Here is a 15,818-nt window from a genome sequence, read left to right as displayed (position 1 = left end):
TGACTGCCGCAGTCCTGGCGACCCTCACCCCGGCCCTCTCCCAGCGGGAGAGGGGGCAGAGCGCCTGGAGGTAACCCGTGGACATCAAGCAACTGCGCTTTCTCATCGCCCTGGACGAGACGCGGCACTTCGGCCAGGCGGCGGCGCGCTGTCACGTTACCCAGCCGACCCTGTCCATGCGCCTGCGCGGCCTGGAAGACGAGCTGGGGGTGGAGCTGGTGCGTCGCGGGCAGCGCTTCGAGGGCTTCACCGAGGCCGGTCAGCGCATCCTCGCCTGGGCGCGCACCCTGATGGCCGCCCATGACGGGCTCTATGCCGAGGCCCAGGCTTTCCAGGGGCAACTGGTGGGCACCCTGCGGGTCGGCCTGGTGCCCCTGGCCAGCTTCGATCCCATGCCGCTGCTGCAGCACCTGCGCCAGCTGCACCCCAAGCTGCACTTCCAGCTGCAGGTGCTGAGCACCGAGCGCATTCTCGAGGCGGTGGCCAGCAATCGGCTGGAGCTGGGCATCTCCTACCTGGAGCATCTGGATCCGGCCCGCTTCGACAGCCTGACCCTGACCGAGACACGCATGGGCCTGCTCTATGACGAGCGGCATTTCAGTTTCGACCAGGTCGCGCTGGACTGGCAGGCGGTGGCCGGATTGCCGCTCGGCCTGCTGACCGGCGCCATGCATTTTCGCCAGTCGGTGGACCACGGCTTTCGCAGCCTGGGCCTGACGCCGCAGCCGGTGCTGGAGACCGATGCGGTCTATCTGCTGTTGCAGGCGGTCAATGCCGGTCTGTGCTGCGCCGTGGTGCCCCTTGCCGGCGGCTTCGATCGCCTTACTCCCCACGCCCGGCTGATTCCCATCGACACGGCCCGCACCCTGACGCCGCTGGGCCTGCTCATTCGTCGGACCGAACCCCGGTTGGCGGTGGCCGATGCCTGCTTCCAGGCCGTCAAGGCGCTTTATGCCGAGAGTGATAGATAGCGTTTATCAAGGCATCGGTCATAGCGATTAGACGCCTCGGGATGTGCTGGTTAATCTTTGATCTGTGTCAAACCGCCGCAGGTCGTTTTCGCCCATGTCCCAGCAATCGCCAGACCTCGTTGCCGCGCCCCCCGCCGGCTATGCCTTCGCCGAGCTGGAGCAGCCTGCCGTACGGGGCGAACAGCCGCTGGCCGAAGAGGTGGCGCTGGCCATCGCCTACAACGGCATCAGCCATGCGGTGATGATGGCAACCCCGGCCGACGTGGAAGACTACGTGGTCGGTTTCAGCCTCAGCGCCGGCATCGTCGATGCCATCGACGACATCTATGGCATCCAGGTGCGGCGCGTGGGCGAGGCGCTCAATGTCGACGTCGAGATCAGCAGCCGCACCTTTTGGGCGCTCAAGCAGCAGCGCCGCCAGCTGGCCGGGACCAGTGGTTGCGGCCTGTGCGGGGTCGAGGCGCTGGAACAGGCGCTGCCGCAGCTGGATCGACTGCGCAAGGTGCGGCTGCCCCCGGCCGCCCATCTGCATGACCTGCGCCAGCGGATCGATGCTGCCCAGGATCTCGGTCAACGCAGCGGGGCGGTCCATGCCGCGCTGTTCATCGACGCTCAGGGTGAACTGACCCTGTGCCGCGAAGACATCGGCCGCCACAACGCCCTGGACAAGCTGATCGGCGCCCTGCTGCGCCAGCGCCAGCCGGTGCGCGAGGGCTGCGTGGTGGTCACCAGTCGCTGCAGTCTCGAACTCATCCACAAGGCGGTGCGTGCCGGGCTCGCCACCCTCATCACCCTGTCGGCGCCCACCGGGCTCGCCGTGGAATGGGCGCGCCGCCATCGTCTCAATCTGATCCACCTGCCGCACCGGTCGCCACCGCGGGTCTATGCCCCGGCGCCCGTTGCCCCTTGATCCCACAGGTATCGCCATGAACAAACCTCAGCAGTCCTTCAAACCCTATCAAGGCCCCGCCGCCGGCTGGGGCGCCCTGAAGAGCGTGGTGCACTTCTGGCTCGACAGCGGCAACGCCTTCAAGAATCTGCGGACGCTGCTCAAGACCAACCAGGACCACGGCTTCGATTGCCCGGGCTGTGCCTGGGGCGAGGCGCCGGAAAACGGCCTGGTGAAGTTCTGCGAGAACGGCGCCAAGGCGGTCAACTGGGAAGCCACCAAGCGCCGTGTTGATGCGGCCTTCTTCGCTCGCCATAGCGTGACCTCGCTGCAGGAGCAGAGCGACTACTGGCTCGAATACCAGGGTCGGCTGACCGAGCCGCTGCGCTATGACGCCGCCACCGATCGCTATGTGCCCATCGCCTGGGACGCCGCCTTCGCGCTGATCGCCAAGGAGCTCAAGGCCCTGGCCAGCCCCGACGAAGCCGAGTTCTATACCTCGGGTCGCGCCAGCAACGAGGCGGCCTTCCTCTACCAGCTGTTCGTGCGCGCCTATGGCACCAACAATTTCCCCGACTGCTCGAACATGTGCCACGAGGCCAGCGGTGTCGGCCTGGGCCGCAGCATCGGCGTCGGCAAGGGCACCGTGACCTATCACGACCTGGACGAGGCCGATGCCATCTTCGTCATCGGCCAGAATCCCGGCACCAACCACCCGCGCATGATCGAGACCCTGCGCAACGCGGTGAAGCGCGGTGCCCAGGTGGTCTGCTTCAACCCGCTCAAGGAGCGTGGCCTGGAGCGCTTCCAGCATCCGCAGAATCCGCTGGAGATGCTCACCAACGACTCGCGGCCGACCAACACCGCCTATTTCCGTCCGGCTCTGGGCGGTGACATGGCGGCGCTGCGCGGTATCGCCAAGTACCTCCTGCAGTGGGAGCGCGAAGCCGCCGCCAAGGGTGGCAAGCGCATCTTCGACCACGATTTCATCGCCGCCCATACCCTCGGCATGGACGACTACCTGGCCCAGGTCGACGCCACCTCCTGGGAGCTGATCGAGCGCCAGTCGGGGCTGTCGCTGCACGAGATCGAGCAGGCCGCGCGCATGTATGCCCGGGCCGAGAAGGTCATCATCTGCTGGGCCATGGGCATCACCCAGCACCGCCACTCAGTGGCCACGGTGCAGGAGATCGCCAACCTGCAGCTGCTCTGCGGCCAGATCGGCAAGCCTGGCGCCGGTCTCTGTCCGGTGCGCGGCCACAGCAACGTCCAGGGCGACCGCACCATGGGCATCGACGAGAAGGCCCCGGCCTGGCTCAGCGACGCCCTGGCCAAGCGCTTCGCCTTCGAGCCGCCGCGCAACCGTGGTCACAACACCGTGGAGGCCATCGCCGCCATGGAGCAGGGGCAGGCCAAGGTGTTCATCGCCCTGGGCGGCAACTTCGCCCAGGCCACCCCGGACACCCCGCGCACCCACAAGGCGCTGCGCAAATGCCGGCTGACCGTGCACATCGCCACCAAGCTCAACCGCAGCCACCTGGTGACCGGTCGGCAGGCGCTGATCCTGCCCTGCCTGGGTCGTACCGAGACGGACGTGCAGAAGGGCGGCAAGCAGGCCATCACCGTGGAAGACAGCTTCAGCATGGTGCATGCCTCGGCCGGCATCCTGCGGCCGCTGTCGTCGCAGATGAAGTCCGAGCCGGCCATCGTCGCCGGGCTGGCCAAGGCCACCCTGGGCAACCATCCGGTGGACTGGGACTGGCTGATCGAGGACTACGACCGCATCCGCGACCTGATCGCCGACGTCATCCCCGGTTTCCAGGACTTCAATGCCCGGCTGGCCGCGCCCGGTGGCTTCTACCTGGGCAACAAGGCCGGGCGCCGGGAGTGGAACACCGCCACCGGCAAGGCCAATTTCGCCGCCAATGCGCTGCTGCATGACCTGCTGCCGGACGCGGTCCGCCGCCAGGGCATCAAGCCGGATCTGATCCTGCAGACCATGAGATCCCACGACCAGTACAACACCACCATCTACAGCCTCGACGACCGCTATCGCGGCGTGAAGGGCCAGCGCGACGTGGTCTTCGTCAACCAGACCGATCTGGATCGGCTGGGCGTGGCCGCCGGCGAGAAGGTGGATCTGGTCGCCCTGTGGGACGACGGCATCGAGCGCCGAGTCCGCGGCTTCACCGCGCTGCCGTTCGACATCCCGGTCGGCCAGGCCGCCGGCTACTACCCGGAGACCAATCCGCTGGTGCCCCTGGAGAGCTACGGCGAGGGCAGCTTCACGCCCACTTCCAAGTTCGTCGCCATCAAGGTCGAGAAGGCCAGCGCCGGCAACCGCATCGCCTCGGTGGCTTGAGGCCTTCCCGGAAATGAAAAAAGCCGTCGCGAGACGGCTTTTTTCATGGTGCGACTATCACTGCAGGGTGAAGAGGACCTTCACCTTGTCGGTGACCGCGGCCTTGTCCACGTAGCCGATGGCGTCGGCTTCGCCGGCTACCTGGGCGACCACGGCGGCGTCGCCGGCCACGCTGGGCAGCGGCTGCCCCTTGCCGGTGAACACCAGGCCCGACCAGTAGGACTTCAGCTGGGCTTCGTTCTTGTTGGCGACCTTGGCATAGAAGGTCTCCTTGGTGGCCGACCAGTCCTTCTGGTCGACGCCCTTCAGCGACTTGTCCTTGCCGAGGAAGATGTTGGCCACTTCATCCTGGCCGGGTGTCTTGGCGGCGGCCGGATTGACGATCACGGCGACTTCGCCGTGGACCAAGCCGACGCTGAACAGCAGGGCGGCGCCGGTGAGCAGGCGGAGAGAACTCATGGGCGGATTCCTTAGAAGATGAAGTCGAGGCCGATGCTGACGATGTCGCCGTCGAAGTTGCGCGCCGGCGCGCCGAAGCGACCGCCGCTGCGGTCGTAGACGGCGTTGGCGATGCTCTCGCTGTCGGTTTTGACGAAGGTGCCGTTGTAGCCGCCGGTGGTGTCGACGCGCTTGTATTCGCTCTTGAGCACCAGGCTGGGGGTGATGTTGTAGTTCAGGCCATAGGTCCAGGAGCTCTGGCGACCGGCGCGTTCTTCGTCCAGCTGGGCGTAGGTCACGTGGGCCAGGAAGTCACCGAAGCGGCGACCGGCCATCAGGTAGAAGGCGTTGCTGCTGCCCTGGTTGTCGCCCTCGATGACGCGACGGGTCCATTCGTTGCTGGTCAGCCAGGTACCGTTGTCGTACTGGTAGCCGAGCGAGGTGAACTTGCCCTTCTGGTCGTCCAGGGTCAGCAACGGGTAGTGCAGGTCGATGCTCGATTCGGTGTAGGCCAGGCGCACGGTGCCGTACTCGTTGGTCGCCAGGCTGACGTTGGCGGCGGCGATGCGCTTGTAGTCGATGTCGTAGAGATCATCGTTGACGAAGTAGTTGCGATTGACCGCCTGGCCCCCGCTCACCTGGACGTTCAGGGTGCCGAAGGCGACCGGCAGACTCCAGAGGGCGTCGGCGCCTTCGTAGTTGGAGACCTGCACCTGGCTGTAGACCTCGTCAGGCAGGCGCAGCCAGGGGTAGGTGATACCCACGTCCAGGGTCTCGGAATACATGAACACCGGCGTGCGCAGGCGGCCGGCGCGGAAGGTCAGGTTGTCGGTGGCATGGAAGGCCAGATAGGCCCATTCCAGGTTGGCCTTCCACTGGTCCTGCTCGGCCTTGGCGGTGACCTGCACGGTGGCGTCCAGCTTGTCGGTCAGGCCGTACTGGAACTGGCCGCCTAGCTTGCTCAGCTGATCGCCACGCCAGTGATCGTTGGTCTGGCCGTTGATGCCGAAGCTGCGGCCGTCGTCTTCCCCGCCCAGGTGGGTGATGCCGGCGGTGCCGAAGCCGTTGAAGCGATAGTCGCCCTGATCGAGGGCGAGCGCGGATCCCGCGCAGGTGAGGGCCGCGCCGAAGGCGAGCAGACGTGCAAAAGCCATGGAAATGCTCCTAGAGGTTTCTCGGTATAGGGAAAGTCGGTAGCGGGCTAGCTAGATGCGGAAGCGCGAGGTCGCCTGCCGGAGATCGGTGTCGACCACCACCAGTTGCTCGCCCATGCGGGCGGTGGCGGTGGTGCTGTCCGCACTGGACTGGGTATCGGTCTGCAGGCGGCGGGTGTCGCTGCTGATCGAATCGGAAAGACTCAGCTGCTCGCCGGTGAGCAGGGCGATCTGAGCGTTGTAGTCGTTGATGCGCGCCACGGCCTGGGCGATGCCTTCGAGCATCGCGGTGGCGGCCTGGGAGCTGCTGGCGCTGACCTGCGCCTGGGTATGGCTGCCCTGCATGGCCTGCAGCACGCGCTGGGCGTTGCCCTGCAGGCGTTCGATGATCTGCTGGATCTCGGCGGTGGAGCGCGCGGTCTTCTGCGCCAGATTGCGCACCTCGTCGGCCACCACGGCAAAGCCGCGGCCCTGTTCGCCGGCGCGCGCGGCCTCGATGGCGGCGTTGAGCGCCAGCAGATTGGTCTGCTCGGCGATGGACTTGATCACGTCCAGCACCAGGCCGACCTGGCGGGTTTCCTGTTCCAGCTGCTGCATGGACTCGGCCGACTGGCGCACGCTGTCGTCCAGTTCGCCCATGTTGCGCGACAGCTGGCCGATGCTGGTGCGGGCGGCGGCGGACTGCTCGGCCGCGGCGGAGGCCTGGTCGGCGGCCTCGCGCGAGCGGTCGGCCACCTCATGCAGGTTGGTGTTCATGGTCTGGATGTCACGGCCGATGGACTCGGTGTGACCCTGCTGGGAACGAGCGTTGTTCTCCACCGTCTGGGTGAGTCTGTAGAGCTCGCCGGACACCTGGCCCAGCGGGTGGGCGGCATCGACGATGGCCTTGATGGTGCCCTGCAGCTGATCGAGAAAGACGTTGAACAGTGCGGTCATCTGGCCGATCTCGTCCCGCGAGCCGACCTGCAGGCGACGGGTGAGGTCGCCGTCGCCCTCGGCGATGGCGCGCAGCGAGGTGATCACCTCGCGCACGCTGCCGAGCACGCTGCGGATGGTCAGCACGGCGGCGCCGGCCAGGATCACCACCAGCAGCAGACTCAGCCAGATGCCGACCCGGGTGGTGTCGGCATTCTGGTCGCGGGCCTGGGCCAGGGTCTGCTGGAAGTCGGTATAGGCATGGCTGCGCAGGGTGGTGCCCAGCTGCTGGGCAGCGGCGAGATCCGTGGCCATGCGGTCCAGATTAGGCCGCAGGGAATCGAAGGAGCCGCTGCCCTTGATCAGTTGCTCGGAGGCGCTCAGGGCGTTGTCCGCATAGCGATGGATACCCTGGCGCCAACCGGAGATCTCGTCGTTGCGCGCCGAGGTCTGGCGGGTGAGGTCGGCCATTTCCTGCAGGCGGCTGTCGATGTCGTCGACCACCTTGCGCGCCTCGCCCAGGGTTTCCAGTTCACTGGCGGTCACGGCGCTGTTGAACAGTCCGGGCAGGCGGGAAAACTGGAAGAGCACCGCGTCGGCCTTTTCCAGCAGCGGATAGCTGTGATTTTCCAGCTGGTCGAGACGTTGATCGTTGCCAGCCAGCTGGGCGGAGGTATAGGCCACGTAGAGCAGCAGGCCCAGCAGAGCGGCAGCCGGCAGCAGCGACAGCTTGAGCGTCAGCGACAGGTTACGAAACATCTACACCTCGGGAAGCATGGGTAGTAGCAAGCAGCGAGGTGCGGCACCCTCTTTTCGAGCGAGGGCTTGCCAAGGGTCATGTCCTGACCGGTCACCACGTCCTGTTGGCCTCGCAAACGTGATTTAGCGAAGCCGTCACATTTTCGACATCTGCTGGTAAAACTTAAGACGACCAAACGTTATTGCGATTATTGGCGATGGGCGTTGCGAAAGGCGGTGCAGACGGTCATCTTCGGGATTTCCAGACTGACCAGTCCGGCCATGACCCCCGTGTTCTCCCAGATCGAGTCCTGGTTGAAGGCCGATGCCGAGCGTCTGCGCCTGCTGCGCGTCCTCGCCGACCTGCAGCTGCCAGACGCCTGGCTGGCTGCAGGCTTCGTGCGCAACCTGGTCTGGGATCGACTGCATGGCCATGCCGAATCGACGCCGCTGGCGGATCTGGATGTCATCCATTTCGACGCGACCGACTGTCGACCCGAGCGGGACAGGTCCATCGAGATGACGCTGGCGGAGCGGGCGCCGGGTCGGCCCTGGTCGGTGAAGAATCAGGCGCGGATGCATCTGCGCAATGACGATCGCCCTTATCGCGACTGCCGGGATGCCATGGCCCATTGGCCTGAGATGGAGACGGCCCTGGCCGCGCGCCTGACCGCCGAAGGTGAGCTCGAAGTCGTCAGTCCCTTCGCCCAGGAAGGGCTCCTGGCCCTGTGAAATGACCCCCAAATGTTGGACAGGGTTGGTTTCAAGCAACGAGCACTGGTCTGAACGGGAACTAGAGAGGTGGCCTCTGCGAGATCGCCTCACGCAAGGTATCAAACGATGCTTCGCTAGGACTCACCAACGCAAAGTTGTAGCCCTGTCCTGACCAATAGTCAGCCGTAACATCGCTTTCCCTACGAGATCCGTGGCCAACGTCGCGCTGGCTGTTGGGATGCCGCACATAGAAGATCACTTGGCGCCCTTTCGTATCCCGGTAGAGCACCATCGCGGCGGCGCCGGTGTCCGTGGCCATGAGACGACCACCCACTGGGATCAAGCCGAAGCGCTCCAGGTTAGGGAGGGCGGGCGCCTGCACAAATGTCCTTTCAAGCCAATGCTGAATCGCACCGTCCTGGCCGGTTACATCGACTGGCGGCCGCCCCTCGGCGCTCGCAAATAGTCGATAAGCCTCCACGGCATCCGCCATTGGAACGTGCGCCCGCCGCAGCATCGATTCCCGTGCCTGCCACCCTAAGCCGCTACCCAGGCCTAACGTCAGCACTAGCGAAGCGAGATAAGTCATACGTCTTTTACGTCTGGCGACTATCCGGTGTCGCACGACTGCTGGCATAAGGTGTGTCGGTAAAGGCTCAAGCACGGGAGAAAAAATCAGCCGTAGCCGACGATTCTGCTCGCGGATATCAGCTACCCGTGCGGCATCTTCCGGATGGGTTGCAAGATAGCGCATCACCTCCTCGTGCCGCAGCGCATCCAACTGATTGTCGGCATAAGCCATCAACTCTTCAGGAGTAGGAGGTCGATACATCATTTCAATACTCGCAAAGCGGCGGTAGCCAAAGGACTTTCGTGGATCTGTCTCAAGGCCGCGCGTGCCCGCGCCAAACGAGACATGACGGTTCCCAGTGGAATGCCAAGCGCCTGTGATACATCGCGATAGCTCATGCCTTCCACCGCGACCAACAGCAGCAGGGCACGCTGTTCGTCATTGAGTCTCTCAAGATTCGTCAACGCTTCTTGATCCAGATAGATCGTCTCAGCCGAAGGCTCAACCGGGACCTCTTGGAATCCCAGCCACTCCAACAGACGACCATAGCGGCGCTCACGACGTCGGCCATCAACGAATTGGCGGTACAGGATGGTGAACAGCCAGGCTCGCACATCACCGGCGGGACAGCGCGTGTTCCCATGCGTAAGCGCCCGTTCTAGACAACTCTGGACCAAGTCATCGGCGCTGGCTTCGTGACGAGTAAGCGATCTTGCGAAGCGACGCAGAGACGGTAGTAGCTGAGAAAGCATGGCGTCATCAAGCATGGACATTCCCCTGGTATCGCTGACAGACGCTTGAGCTGACCTTTTATTCCCCACAATTTTTATTTTTGTAGGTATGGAATAACCCAGACCGTACAAACGTCTGCATTGGAAACTCACCAGTCTGCTGGAGCGCCACGTGTTTTCAGTCAAACACCCGTTGTTGGCAGTCACCCTTCTGGTGCTCGTGCTTCCCATTGCCTGGGCCGAACCTGATAGCAGCGCCGCCACGGCGCAGGCCGACAACCGTCAGGCCATGGATCAGATGATGGCCGCGATGCACAAGCCCAGCAGTGGCAACGTAGACCGCGACTTTGTGACCCAGATGACGGCACATCACCAGGGTGCGATCGAAATGGCACGGATCCAATTGCGGTATGGCCATAACGAACGCCTACGCCGTCTGGCCCAAGAGATCATTGTCACCCAACAACAGGAAATCGCCGTCATGCAGCAGGCGCTTTCTGAATTGCCCGCCTCTCCAACTCGGTAATCCTCATGCCTCGATTGTCGCTCACCCCGCTCGCCGCTGTGTTGTTAGTAATCTCCTGCACCGCTTCAGCCGGTCAAGTTCCGCGTGCTGCTGCACAACCGGACATCACGATTAGTTCCCAAGACCGTGTGTATACGGCGGAGCAGTTCTCCAACACGGTATCGGTGATTGATCCCAGCACGGAAAAATTGCTCGGCGTCATCACCCTAGGCGACAGCCAACCCAAGAACTTGAGTCCTTTGTACAAGGGCGAGCTACTGGTGCATGGCTTGGGATTTTCGCCAGATGGGCGAACCTTGGCCGTCGTAGCGATAGGCTCGAACTCCGTGTCCTTCATCGACACCGCCAACAACCAGGTGAAGGGTAAAACCTATCTGGGTCGCGCGCCTCATGAAGCCTTTTTCACCCCTGACGGCAAAGAGCTCTGGGTCACGGTACGGGGCGAGGACTATATCGCCGTGATCGACCCGGTGACTTTCAAAGAGAAGACGCGAATTGGCGTACCGCCAGGCCCTGGCATGCAGATCTTCTCCCCTGATGGCCGCTATGGCTACGTCTGCTCCTCGTTCACTCCGGAAACCGTAGTGGTTTCGGTTGCCGAGCATCGAATTGTTGGCCGCGTCGCTCAGGCGAGTCCCTTCTGCCCCAACATCGCTGCGTCTGCAGATGGCCAACAGGTCTGGCTCACCCTAAAAGATGTCGGTAAGACCCAGGTGTTCGCAGCCAAACCGCCGTTCAGCTTGATTAAGACGCTTGATACTGGCGCGATCACTAATCACGTCAACTTGGTTCGCAATGCCCGCGGAAGCTTCGCCTATGTAACGGTAGGCGGAGAAAATCGAGTCAAGGTCTTCCGAACCGATGATTTCAGCCAAGTCGCCAGCATTCCTGTTGGCGCTTTGCCCCACGGTCTCTGGCCGTCAGGAGATGGCACGCGGTTGTACGTGGGACTAGAGAATGCTGACAGTGTGGCCGTCATCAATACGCTGACCAATAGCGTTGAAACCACTGTACCCGTGGGGCAGGCGCCCCAGGCTTTGGTCTACGTTCCCCGCGCCGCTACCCAGGGCGCTGGGCTGGCAAATCTTAAGCCGTTAGGGAGCGCCGCCAAGAGTATTCAGATCGCCCTGGCTCCGCCGGGTCAACACGAACGTCATACCACTCAGGTGACACTTTTCGACCAGGGCTTGACTCAGGTCCTGCAGGCCTCGGTTACGGGCCTGGTGGCCAAGCAGCCCTATGTACTAGCGTTGGCTCGTCATGCAGACGGTAGCGGCGCTCTTGAGTCTCTCGCCGCTTTTCAAACCAATCCCGCCGGCGCAGCTATCGTGAATGCGGTAGGACCGATACGCCAACTGGTTCAGCAATCCCAGGCGGATGAACAGCGCTACCTCGTCATCGCACCTGGTGCAGCCGATGCGCCAGGTGCTCCCGTGCAAGTGCAAGTGCTCCAATCGAAATACTAATAACCAATAACCAATAACCATCGAGGTCCAGCATGCTCAGACAAGTGTTGATTGCCACTGCCATTTTCTCCATGACAGGGCTGGCCGTGGCGGCCACGCCCGCCAAGGTTGGCGACACCACCTTGGGTAAGGTGCTTGTGGATGAAAAGGGTATGACGCTTTACACCTTCACCAAGGACAGCGAGGGTAAGTCCGCCTGCAACGGCCCGTGCGCCAAGAACTGGCCGCCGCTGATGGCACCGGCAGGGGCCAAGAGCGGTGACGGCTATACCGTAGTACAGCGTGAGGATGGTAGCCAGCAATGGGCCTATAAGGGGCAGCCACTCTATACCTGGGTAAAGGACAGCAAGCCCGGTGAAACGACCGGTGAAGGTGTCAATCAAGTCTGGCACGTCGCGAAGCCTTGATCGTGGAGCAGTCCCTGCGGACAGCGGGGACTGCTTATCTATTTAGTAGATTACTTTTTATATCATATTCAATTTTTCAGATAATCGAGCCGGGCTAGACTGTTTGCATTCTTCAGCGGAGCTCACCTCATGACATTAAAGGATGCTATAGCCCTGCGCACCGGCGGCAAGCCGCTCAGCCAGCTCAAGCAGCCGCTCGAAGTCGTTCGCCAGTTCACCCCCAACTGGTTTGCGGCAACGATGGGCACCGGTATTTTGGCAATCGCCTTAGCGAGTTTTCCCGCGTCGGTACCCGGCTTGCGTCTGATCGCCGAAGGACTGTGGCTGTTCAACATTTTGCTTTTCGTTCTATTCAGCGGCTTGTATGCCGCTCGCTGGATCTTGTTCTACAACGAAGCCAAGCAAATTTTTGCCCACTCCACCGTATCGATGTTCTTCGGCACCATTCCGATGGGGTTGGCAACAATCATCAACGGGATGCTGATCTTTGGGCTGCCACGATGGGGTGAGGTGGCTGTCACGATTGCCACCGGACTTTGGTGGGTCGATGCGGCCATGGCACTGGTTTGCGGAGTAGCGATTCCGTACCTGATGTTTACTCGTCAGCAGCACAGCATCGATCAAATGACGGCGGTATGGTTGCTACCTGTGGTAGCCGCCGAAGTGGCCGCTGCCAGTGGCGGGCTGTTGGCACCGCACCTAGCCGATGGCGGGCACCAATTCACCGTGCTGGTGACCAGCTATGTGCTTTGGGCCTATTCGGTACCTGTCGCCCTAAGTGTCCTCGTGATCCTGCTATTGCGGATGGCACTGCACAAGCTGCCTCACGAGAACATGGCTGCATCGAGCTGGTTATCGCTTGGCCCCATTGGTACAGGTGCGTTGGGTCTGCTCGTGATGGGCAGCGACGCGCCGGTCATCTTCGCTGCTCACGGTATGGCCGGAATTGGCGCCGTCGCGCAGGGGCTAGGCGTAATTGGCGGGATCCTACTATGGGGACTCGGCTTGTGGTGGATGAGCCTTGCCATACTGATCACGCTGAAGTACGCGCGCCACGGCATCCCTTTCAACCTGGGATGGTGGGGTTTTACTTTTCCACTGGGCGTCTATGCCGTCACGACGCTACGTTTGGGAAGCACGCTTGGGTCAGGTTTCCTTACCGTCTTCGGTGCCTTTTTGGTCGTCGCCTTGACTGCTCTGTGGGCGGTGGTCGCGGGACGCACCCTAGCCGGTGCCTACCGCGGGACGCTGTTCGTCTCGCCTTGCATTGCTCATCTGCAACCACGCAAATGAGGTCGATTAGGTGGCGCCTCGCTGAGCAACGCTACCAAGCTAGGACCATCAGCCCACTCTCTACGACGAGTGAGCTGATGAGTCCGCAAATGGGGCTCAGTGAAAGCCATCCCTTGATGCCGTTGGTTACCGCGGCCGCCTTAACCGATTCAAAGGTGCGTCAGCTCAGGACGAGGATGACTCTGTCTCTTGGGAAGGGCGGTGGCGTCCTACCGTGCCAATCTCGGCAGGCGTCTTGATGTAGAACAGTGCCAAGTCTTCCGATTCGAGGCGTTGAAACAGCATGTCGTGTTGAATTTGAGTCAGCGCCATCGTTACCTGGATGGGCTGATCGGCAAGCTCAAAAAAATGAGCGGAGTGGCGTTTTCCATCTTGGCCAAAGCCTTCAGCCGCCACTGACAACGTTGCGCCACTTAGGTGAAGCTCTTTAGCAAGATCCAGAAGCCAATCTCCAATCTGCTGATGTTCATGGCGACGATTTTGTTCGGTATAGAACGTAACGAGATAGTCGTTCATGCTATTGCCTTTAGCGTGGGTGCAGCAGGTTGATGGTCAAGATACCCAGGGCTGTCATGCACAGGGACCCCACGACATGAACGCTGATTGCAGTCAGCGCCATGAGCAGCCTTCCTTGCTGGATTAGCATCAGTGTCTCAGCAGAAAACGTCGAGAAGGTGGTTAAGCCGCCGCAAAATCCGGTGATCAGAAACAGCCGCCATTCAGGCGCAATCCCGGGCCAAGCAGCGAAGATGGCTACGGCCATTCCGATGATGTAGCCACCTACAAGATTCGCAACGACCGTCCCAGGCGGGAGCGACGGGAACCAGGCATTTAGCTTCAAGCCCAGTATCCAACGGAGCCAGGCACCCAAGGTCGCACCGAGTGCGATGGCTATGAGCGGCTTCAGCATGGAACGTCTCCCAAGGGGAATGGAAGACTAGGGGCCGGGGAGGGATATGGTCGGTGCATAGCGCTGTCCTCGAAAAAGACAGGGCGCACCTACGCACCCTGCCAAGGGGTTACGTAGGCATCATCAGCACGAGGCGGTTTGAGGAGGAATGCCATCTCCTTAGCGGATCATAGCAGCGCAGCAGATGACTTTGAAGATGGCTCGTTCTTGAAGCCGACATGCCTGCCACTGCTTATTGAGACCCGGAGCATGCCTGCACTCCTCAAACGCCGAGGGTCTAGAAACCGATCGACTCTGCGGTAGCTATGAGGCAAACGTCCTATTCGTCACAGGTATTCACAGCTTTCGCTATTGCCAGACGATATTCAGCTGGACTGCGCCCACCCAGTGCCAATTTGATTCGCTCCTTATTGTAGTAGTCGATATAGGCCCGAATTGCTACTGCCAGCTCCTCTACGCTTGAGAACCTGTTGCAGTGGAAAAGCTCAGATTTTAGTACTGCAAAAAAGCTTTCCATTGCCGCATTGTCGAGGCAATTGGCTCGCCTTGACATACTCTGAGTCAGTCCATGCTGACGGATCAGCTGTTGGTAGGCAGGGTATTGATAGTGCCAGCCTTGATCGGAATGGATGAGCGGTTTCTCATGAGGCCGAAGGGTCTTCAATCCGTCTTTCAACATACGTAAGACCATCTCGAACGATGGGCGCTCACTTATCTCGAAAGCCACAATTTCCTTATTGAAGAGGTCAAGAATCGGTGACAGGTATAGCCGGTTTTGATTGACACGAAACTCCGTTATGTCAGTCGCCCACCGCTGATTGGGCTGCGGTGCGGTAAAGCGGCGTTCCAGCAGGTTAGGCGCCACGCAGGACTCCGGCCCTGTGAATGGACGATAGCGACGGCGTCGCAGCGTGCACTTTAACGACATTTCGCCCATCAGCCGCTGTACTGCCTTGTGATTGATCTGCTGCCCCTGATTGCGTAGCGCCTGCGTGATGCGGCGATAGCCATAGCGACCCCGATGATGCGCGAACATCGTCCGGATGCTCTCTTTGCGGGCACCTTGTTTGTCTGGTTGGCGAGTGACCTTGAGGTGGTAGTAGAAGCTGCTTCGAGGAAGACATGCTCCCTGAAGAAGCGCATCAAGTGGATATCGTGACCGCAACTCCTGCACGATAAGTGCTTTCTGCTGATTGTCCAGGTCACTGTCCTTGAGACCCAAGCTCATGGCTTTGCGCAGAAAGGCGTTTTTGACCTGCAGATAGGCAACCTGCTTTTCCAGCTCTCGGACTGGGTTTGCGATGTGGGGCTTGAAAGCGGATGGATCTGGAACGGGAAGAAGGGGCAAGGAGTCACCTCTGCGTTTGCTGGCCAACCCCTCGATACCATACCTCTGCCACGCATCGACCCAGCGCTGCATTTGGGAGCGATTGAGACTAAATCGCTCACTAGCCCGTCGGATTGATAGGCCTTCGACGATCTGTCGCACCACCTCGATCTTGAAATCGATGCTGTGATAACGATAACGCTTTTGTAGAGCCGCTTTTCCGTGATTGGCATAGGCGCCAATCCATCCTTTTACCTGCACCACGCTGACGTCATGCACCCTAGCGAGGTGGCCGTAGCTGCAATCGCCCTTTTGGTACTGAGCGACGATCTTCAATTTGAACGCTAGAGAGTACTTGGGCATGGTACGCCTTCAAGGCAGCGTCCAACTTTCGGGGGTCATTTCA

At 61.4% G+C, this 15,818-nt stretch carries 16 protein-coding genes and 1 riboswitch; of the genes, 8 read left to right on the top strand and 8 right to left on the bottom strand.

Annotated features, from left to right (window positions below; all coding sequences use genetic code 11):
* Window positions 1-77 precede the first annotated feature (77 nt).
* From PVZ72_RS16870 to PVZ72_RS16860, 3 genes are all read left to right on the top strand, one after another.
* Window positions 78-971 carry a LysR family transcriptional regulator gene (locus PVZ72_RS16870; protein WP_273862534.1) on the top strand — a complete coding sequence of 298 codons (894 nt, stop codon included), beginning with the start codon at window positions 78-80 and terminating at the stop codon, window positions 969-971.
* A gap of 94 nt (window positions 972-1,065) precedes the next feature.
* A complete protein-coding gene (gene fdhD, locus PVZ72_RS16865) occupies window positions 1,066-1,881 on the top strand; it encodes a formate dehydrogenase accessory sulfurtransferase FdhD (protein WP_093253409.1) in 816 nt (271 codons plus the stop codon).
* A 16-nt stretch (window positions 1,882-1,897) separates the two neighbouring features.
* The gene (locus PVZ72_RS16860; protein WP_273862533.1) at window positions 1,898-4,222 is read left to right on the top strand and encodes an FdhF/YdeP family oxidoreductase; all 2,325 of its coding nucleotides are present in this window, start codon (window positions 1,898-1,900) and stop codon (window positions 4,220-4,222) included.
* A 57-nt stretch (window positions 4,223-4,279) separates the two neighbouring features.
* On the opposite strand, the gene PVZ72_RS16855 is transcribed toward PVZ72_RS16860, so the two are convergent.
* Genes PVZ72_RS16855 through PVZ72_RS16845 form a run of 3 tightly spaced genes read right to left on the bottom strand, consistent with a single transcriptional unit; the run spans window position 4,280 to window position 7,488 of the window.
* A complete protein-coding gene (locus PVZ72_RS16855) occupies window positions 4,280-4,681 on the bottom strand; it encodes a phosphate ABC transporter substrate-binding protein (protein WP_273862532.1) in 402 nt (133 codons plus the stop codon).
* Between the two features lie 11 nt (window positions 4,682-4,692).
* Window positions 4,693-5,814, bottom strand: coding sequence for a hypothetical protein (locus PVZ72_RS16850; RefSeq protein WP_133860492.1), 1,122 nt, complete (start codon window positions 5,812-5,814; stop codon window positions 4,693-4,695).
* 51 nt (window positions 5,815-5,865) lie between these two features.
* Window positions 5,866-7,488, bottom strand: coding sequence for a methyl-accepting chemotaxis protein (locus PVZ72_RS16845; RefSeq protein ID WP_133860493.1), 1,623 nt, complete (start codon window positions 7,486-7,488; stop codon window positions 5,866-5,868).
* A 261-nt stretch (window positions 7,489-7,749) separates the two neighbouring features.
* Here PVZ72_RS16845 and PVZ72_RS16840 point away from each other — a divergent pair, with 261 nt between their 5' ends.
* On the top strand, window positions 7,750-8,199 hold the full coding sequence (locus PVZ72_RS16840; RefSeq protein ID WP_273862531.1) for a nucleotidyltransferase family protein: 450 nt from the start codon (window positions 7,750-7,752) through the stop codon (window positions 8,197-8,199).
* A 61-nt stretch (window positions 8,200-8,260) separates the two neighbouring features.
* Here the strand turns inward: PVZ72_RS16840 and PVZ72_RS16835 are convergent, their stop codons facing one another.
* Together PVZ72_RS16835 and PVZ72_RS16830 are read right to left on the bottom strand one after the other, a co-directional pair.
* A complete protein-coding gene (locus PVZ72_RS16835) occupies window positions 8,261-8,983 on the bottom strand; it encodes an anti-sigma factor family protein (RefSeq protein WP_108576350.1) in 723 nt (240 codons plus the stop codon).
* A gap of 29 nt (window positions 8,984-9,012) precedes the next feature.
* Window positions 9,013-9,525 (bottom strand): RNA polymerase sigma factor, encoded by a 513-nt coding sequence (locus PVZ72_RS16830; RefSeq protein WP_027597937.1) that lies wholly within the window; start codon window positions 9,523-9,525, stop codon window positions 9,013-9,015.
* 130 nt (window positions 9,526-9,655) lie between these two features.
* Here PVZ72_RS16830 and PVZ72_RS16825 point away from each other — a divergent pair, with 130 nt between their 5' ends.
* From PVZ72_RS16825 to PVZ72_RS16810, 4 genes are all read left to right on the top strand, one after another.
* Window positions 9,656-10,009 carry a DUF305 domain-containing protein gene (locus PVZ72_RS16825; RefSeq protein ID WP_051398701.1) on the top strand — a complete coding sequence of 118 codons (354 nt, stop codon included), beginning with the start codon at window positions 9,656-9,658 and terminating at the stop codon, window positions 10,007-10,009.
* A gap of 5 nt (window positions 10,010-10,014) precedes the next feature.
* Window positions 10,015-11,475: a YncE family protein gene (locus PVZ72_RS16820; RefSeq protein WP_037007585.1), complete on the top strand. Its 1,461-nt coding sequence runs from the start codon at window positions 10,015-10,017 to the stop codon at window positions 11,473-11,475.
* 32 nt (window positions 11,476-11,507) lie between these two features.
* Entirely contained in the window at window positions 11,508-11,882 is a 375-nt protein-coding gene (locus PVZ72_RS16815) for a COG4315 family predicted lipoprotein (protein ID WP_027597935.1), read from the top strand.
* 129 nt (window positions 11,883-12,011) lie between these two features.
* The gene (locus tag PVZ72_RS16810) at window positions 12,012-13,175 is read left to right on the top strand and encodes a TDT family transporter (RefSeq protein ID WP_027597934.1); all 1,164 of its coding nucleotides are present in this window, start codon (window positions 12,012-12,014) and stop codon (window positions 13,173-13,175) included.
* A 165-nt stretch (window positions 13,176-13,340) separates the two neighbouring features.
* Here PVZ72_RS16810 and PVZ72_RS16805 read toward each other — a convergent pair whose 3' ends face one another.
* The 3 genes from PVZ72_RS16805 to PVZ72_RS16795 all read right to left on the bottom strand — a co-directional run bounded on the left by PVZ72_RS16805 (window position 13,341) and on the right by PVZ72_RS16795 (window position 15,775).
* Entirely contained in the window at window positions 13,341-13,691 is a 351-nt protein-coding gene (locus PVZ72_RS16805; RefSeq protein ID WP_027597933.1) for a DUF190 domain-containing protein, read from the bottom strand.
* Window positions 13,692-13,701: 10 nt separating this feature from the next.
* The gene (gene crcB, locus PVZ72_RS16800) at window positions 13,702-14,085 is read right to left on the bottom strand and encodes a fluoride efflux transporter CrcB (protein ID WP_027597932.1); all 384 of its coding nucleotides are present in this window, start codon (window positions 14,083-14,085) and stop codon (window positions 13,702-13,704) included.
* A gap of 107 nt (window positions 14,086-14,192) precedes the next feature.
* Window positions 14,193-14,253, bottom strand: a riboswitch (Fluoride riboswitch).
* Window positions 14,254-14,404: 151 nt separating this feature from the next.
* Window positions 14,405-15,775 (bottom strand): IS3 family transposase, encoded by a 1,371-nt coding sequence (locus tag PVZ72_RS16795; protein WP_081049679.1) that lies wholly within the window; start codon window positions 15,773-15,775, stop codon window positions 14,405-14,407.
* Between the last annotated feature and the right edge of the window lie 43 nt (window positions 15,776-15,818).

The sequence above is a fragment of the Pseudomonas sp. LA5 genome (assembly GCF_028640825.1).
Classification (GTDB): Bacteria; Pseudomonadota; Gammaproteobacteria; order Pseudomonadales; family Pseudomonadaceae; genus Chryseomonas; species Chryseomonas aestiva.
The sequence above is the reverse complement of the archived record's forward strand: the minus strand, read 5'-3'. Positions and strand labels throughout refer to the sequence as shown.

Bases quoted from the DNA above. Each gene is read 5' to 3' on its own strand.
- PVZ72_RS16805 (WP_027597933.1), bottom strand. From the start codon at position 13,691: ATGAACGACTATCTCGTTACGTTCTATACCGAACAAAATCGTCGCCAT.
- PVZ72_RS16810 (WP_027597934.1), top strand. From the start codon at position 12,012: ATGACATTAAAGGATGCTATAGCCCTGCGCACCGGCGGCAAGCCGCTC.
- PVZ72_RS16815 (WP_027597935.1), top strand. From the start codon at position 11,508: ATGCTCAGACAAGTGTTGATTGCCACTGCCATTTTCTCCATGACAGGG.
- PVZ72_RS16855 (WP_273862532.1), bottom strand. From the start codon at position 4,681: ATGAGTTCTCTCCGCCTGCTCACCGGCGCCGCCCTGCTGTTCAGCGTC.
- PVZ72_RS16860 (WP_273862533.1), top strand. From the start codon at position 1,898: ATGAACAAACCTCAGCAGTCCTTCAAACCCTATCAAGGCCCCGCCGCC.
- PVZ72_RS16820 (WP_037007585.1), top strand. From the start codon at position 10,015: ATGCCTCGATTGTCGCTCACCCCGCTCGCCGCTGTGTTGTTAGTAATC.
- PVZ72_RS16840 (WP_273862531.1), top strand. From the start codon at position 7,750: ATGACCCCCGTGTTCTCCCAGATCGAGTCCTGGTTGAAGGCCGATGCC.
- PVZ72_RS16795 (WP_081049679.1), bottom strand. From the start codon at position 15,775: ATGCCCAAGTACTCTCTAGCGTTCAAATTGAAGATCGTCGCTCAGTAC.
- PVZ72_RS16845 (WP_133860493.1), bottom strand. From the start codon at position 7,488: ATGTTTCGTAACCTGTCGCTGACGCTCAAGCTGTCGCTGCTGCCGGCT.
- PVZ72_RS16835 (WP_108576350.1), bottom strand. From the start codon at position 8,983: ATGGCTTATGCCGACAATCAGTTGGATGCGCTGCGGCACGAGGAGGTG.
- PVZ72_RS16850 (WP_133860492.1), bottom strand. From the start codon at position 5,814: ATGGCTTTTGCACGTCTGCTCGCCTTCGGCGCGGCCCTCACCTGCGCG.
- fdhD (WP_093253409.1), top strand. From the start codon at position 1,066: ATGTCCCAGCAATCGCCAGACCTCGTTGCCGCGCCCCCCGCCGGCTAT.
- crcB (WP_027597932.1), bottom strand. From the start codon at position 14,085: ATGCTGAAGCCGCTCATAGCCATCGCACTCGGTGCGACCTTGGGTGCC.
- PVZ72_RS16830 (WP_027597937.1), bottom strand. From the start codon at position 9,525: ATGTCCATGCTTGATGACGCCATGCTTTCTCAGCTACTACCGTCTCTG.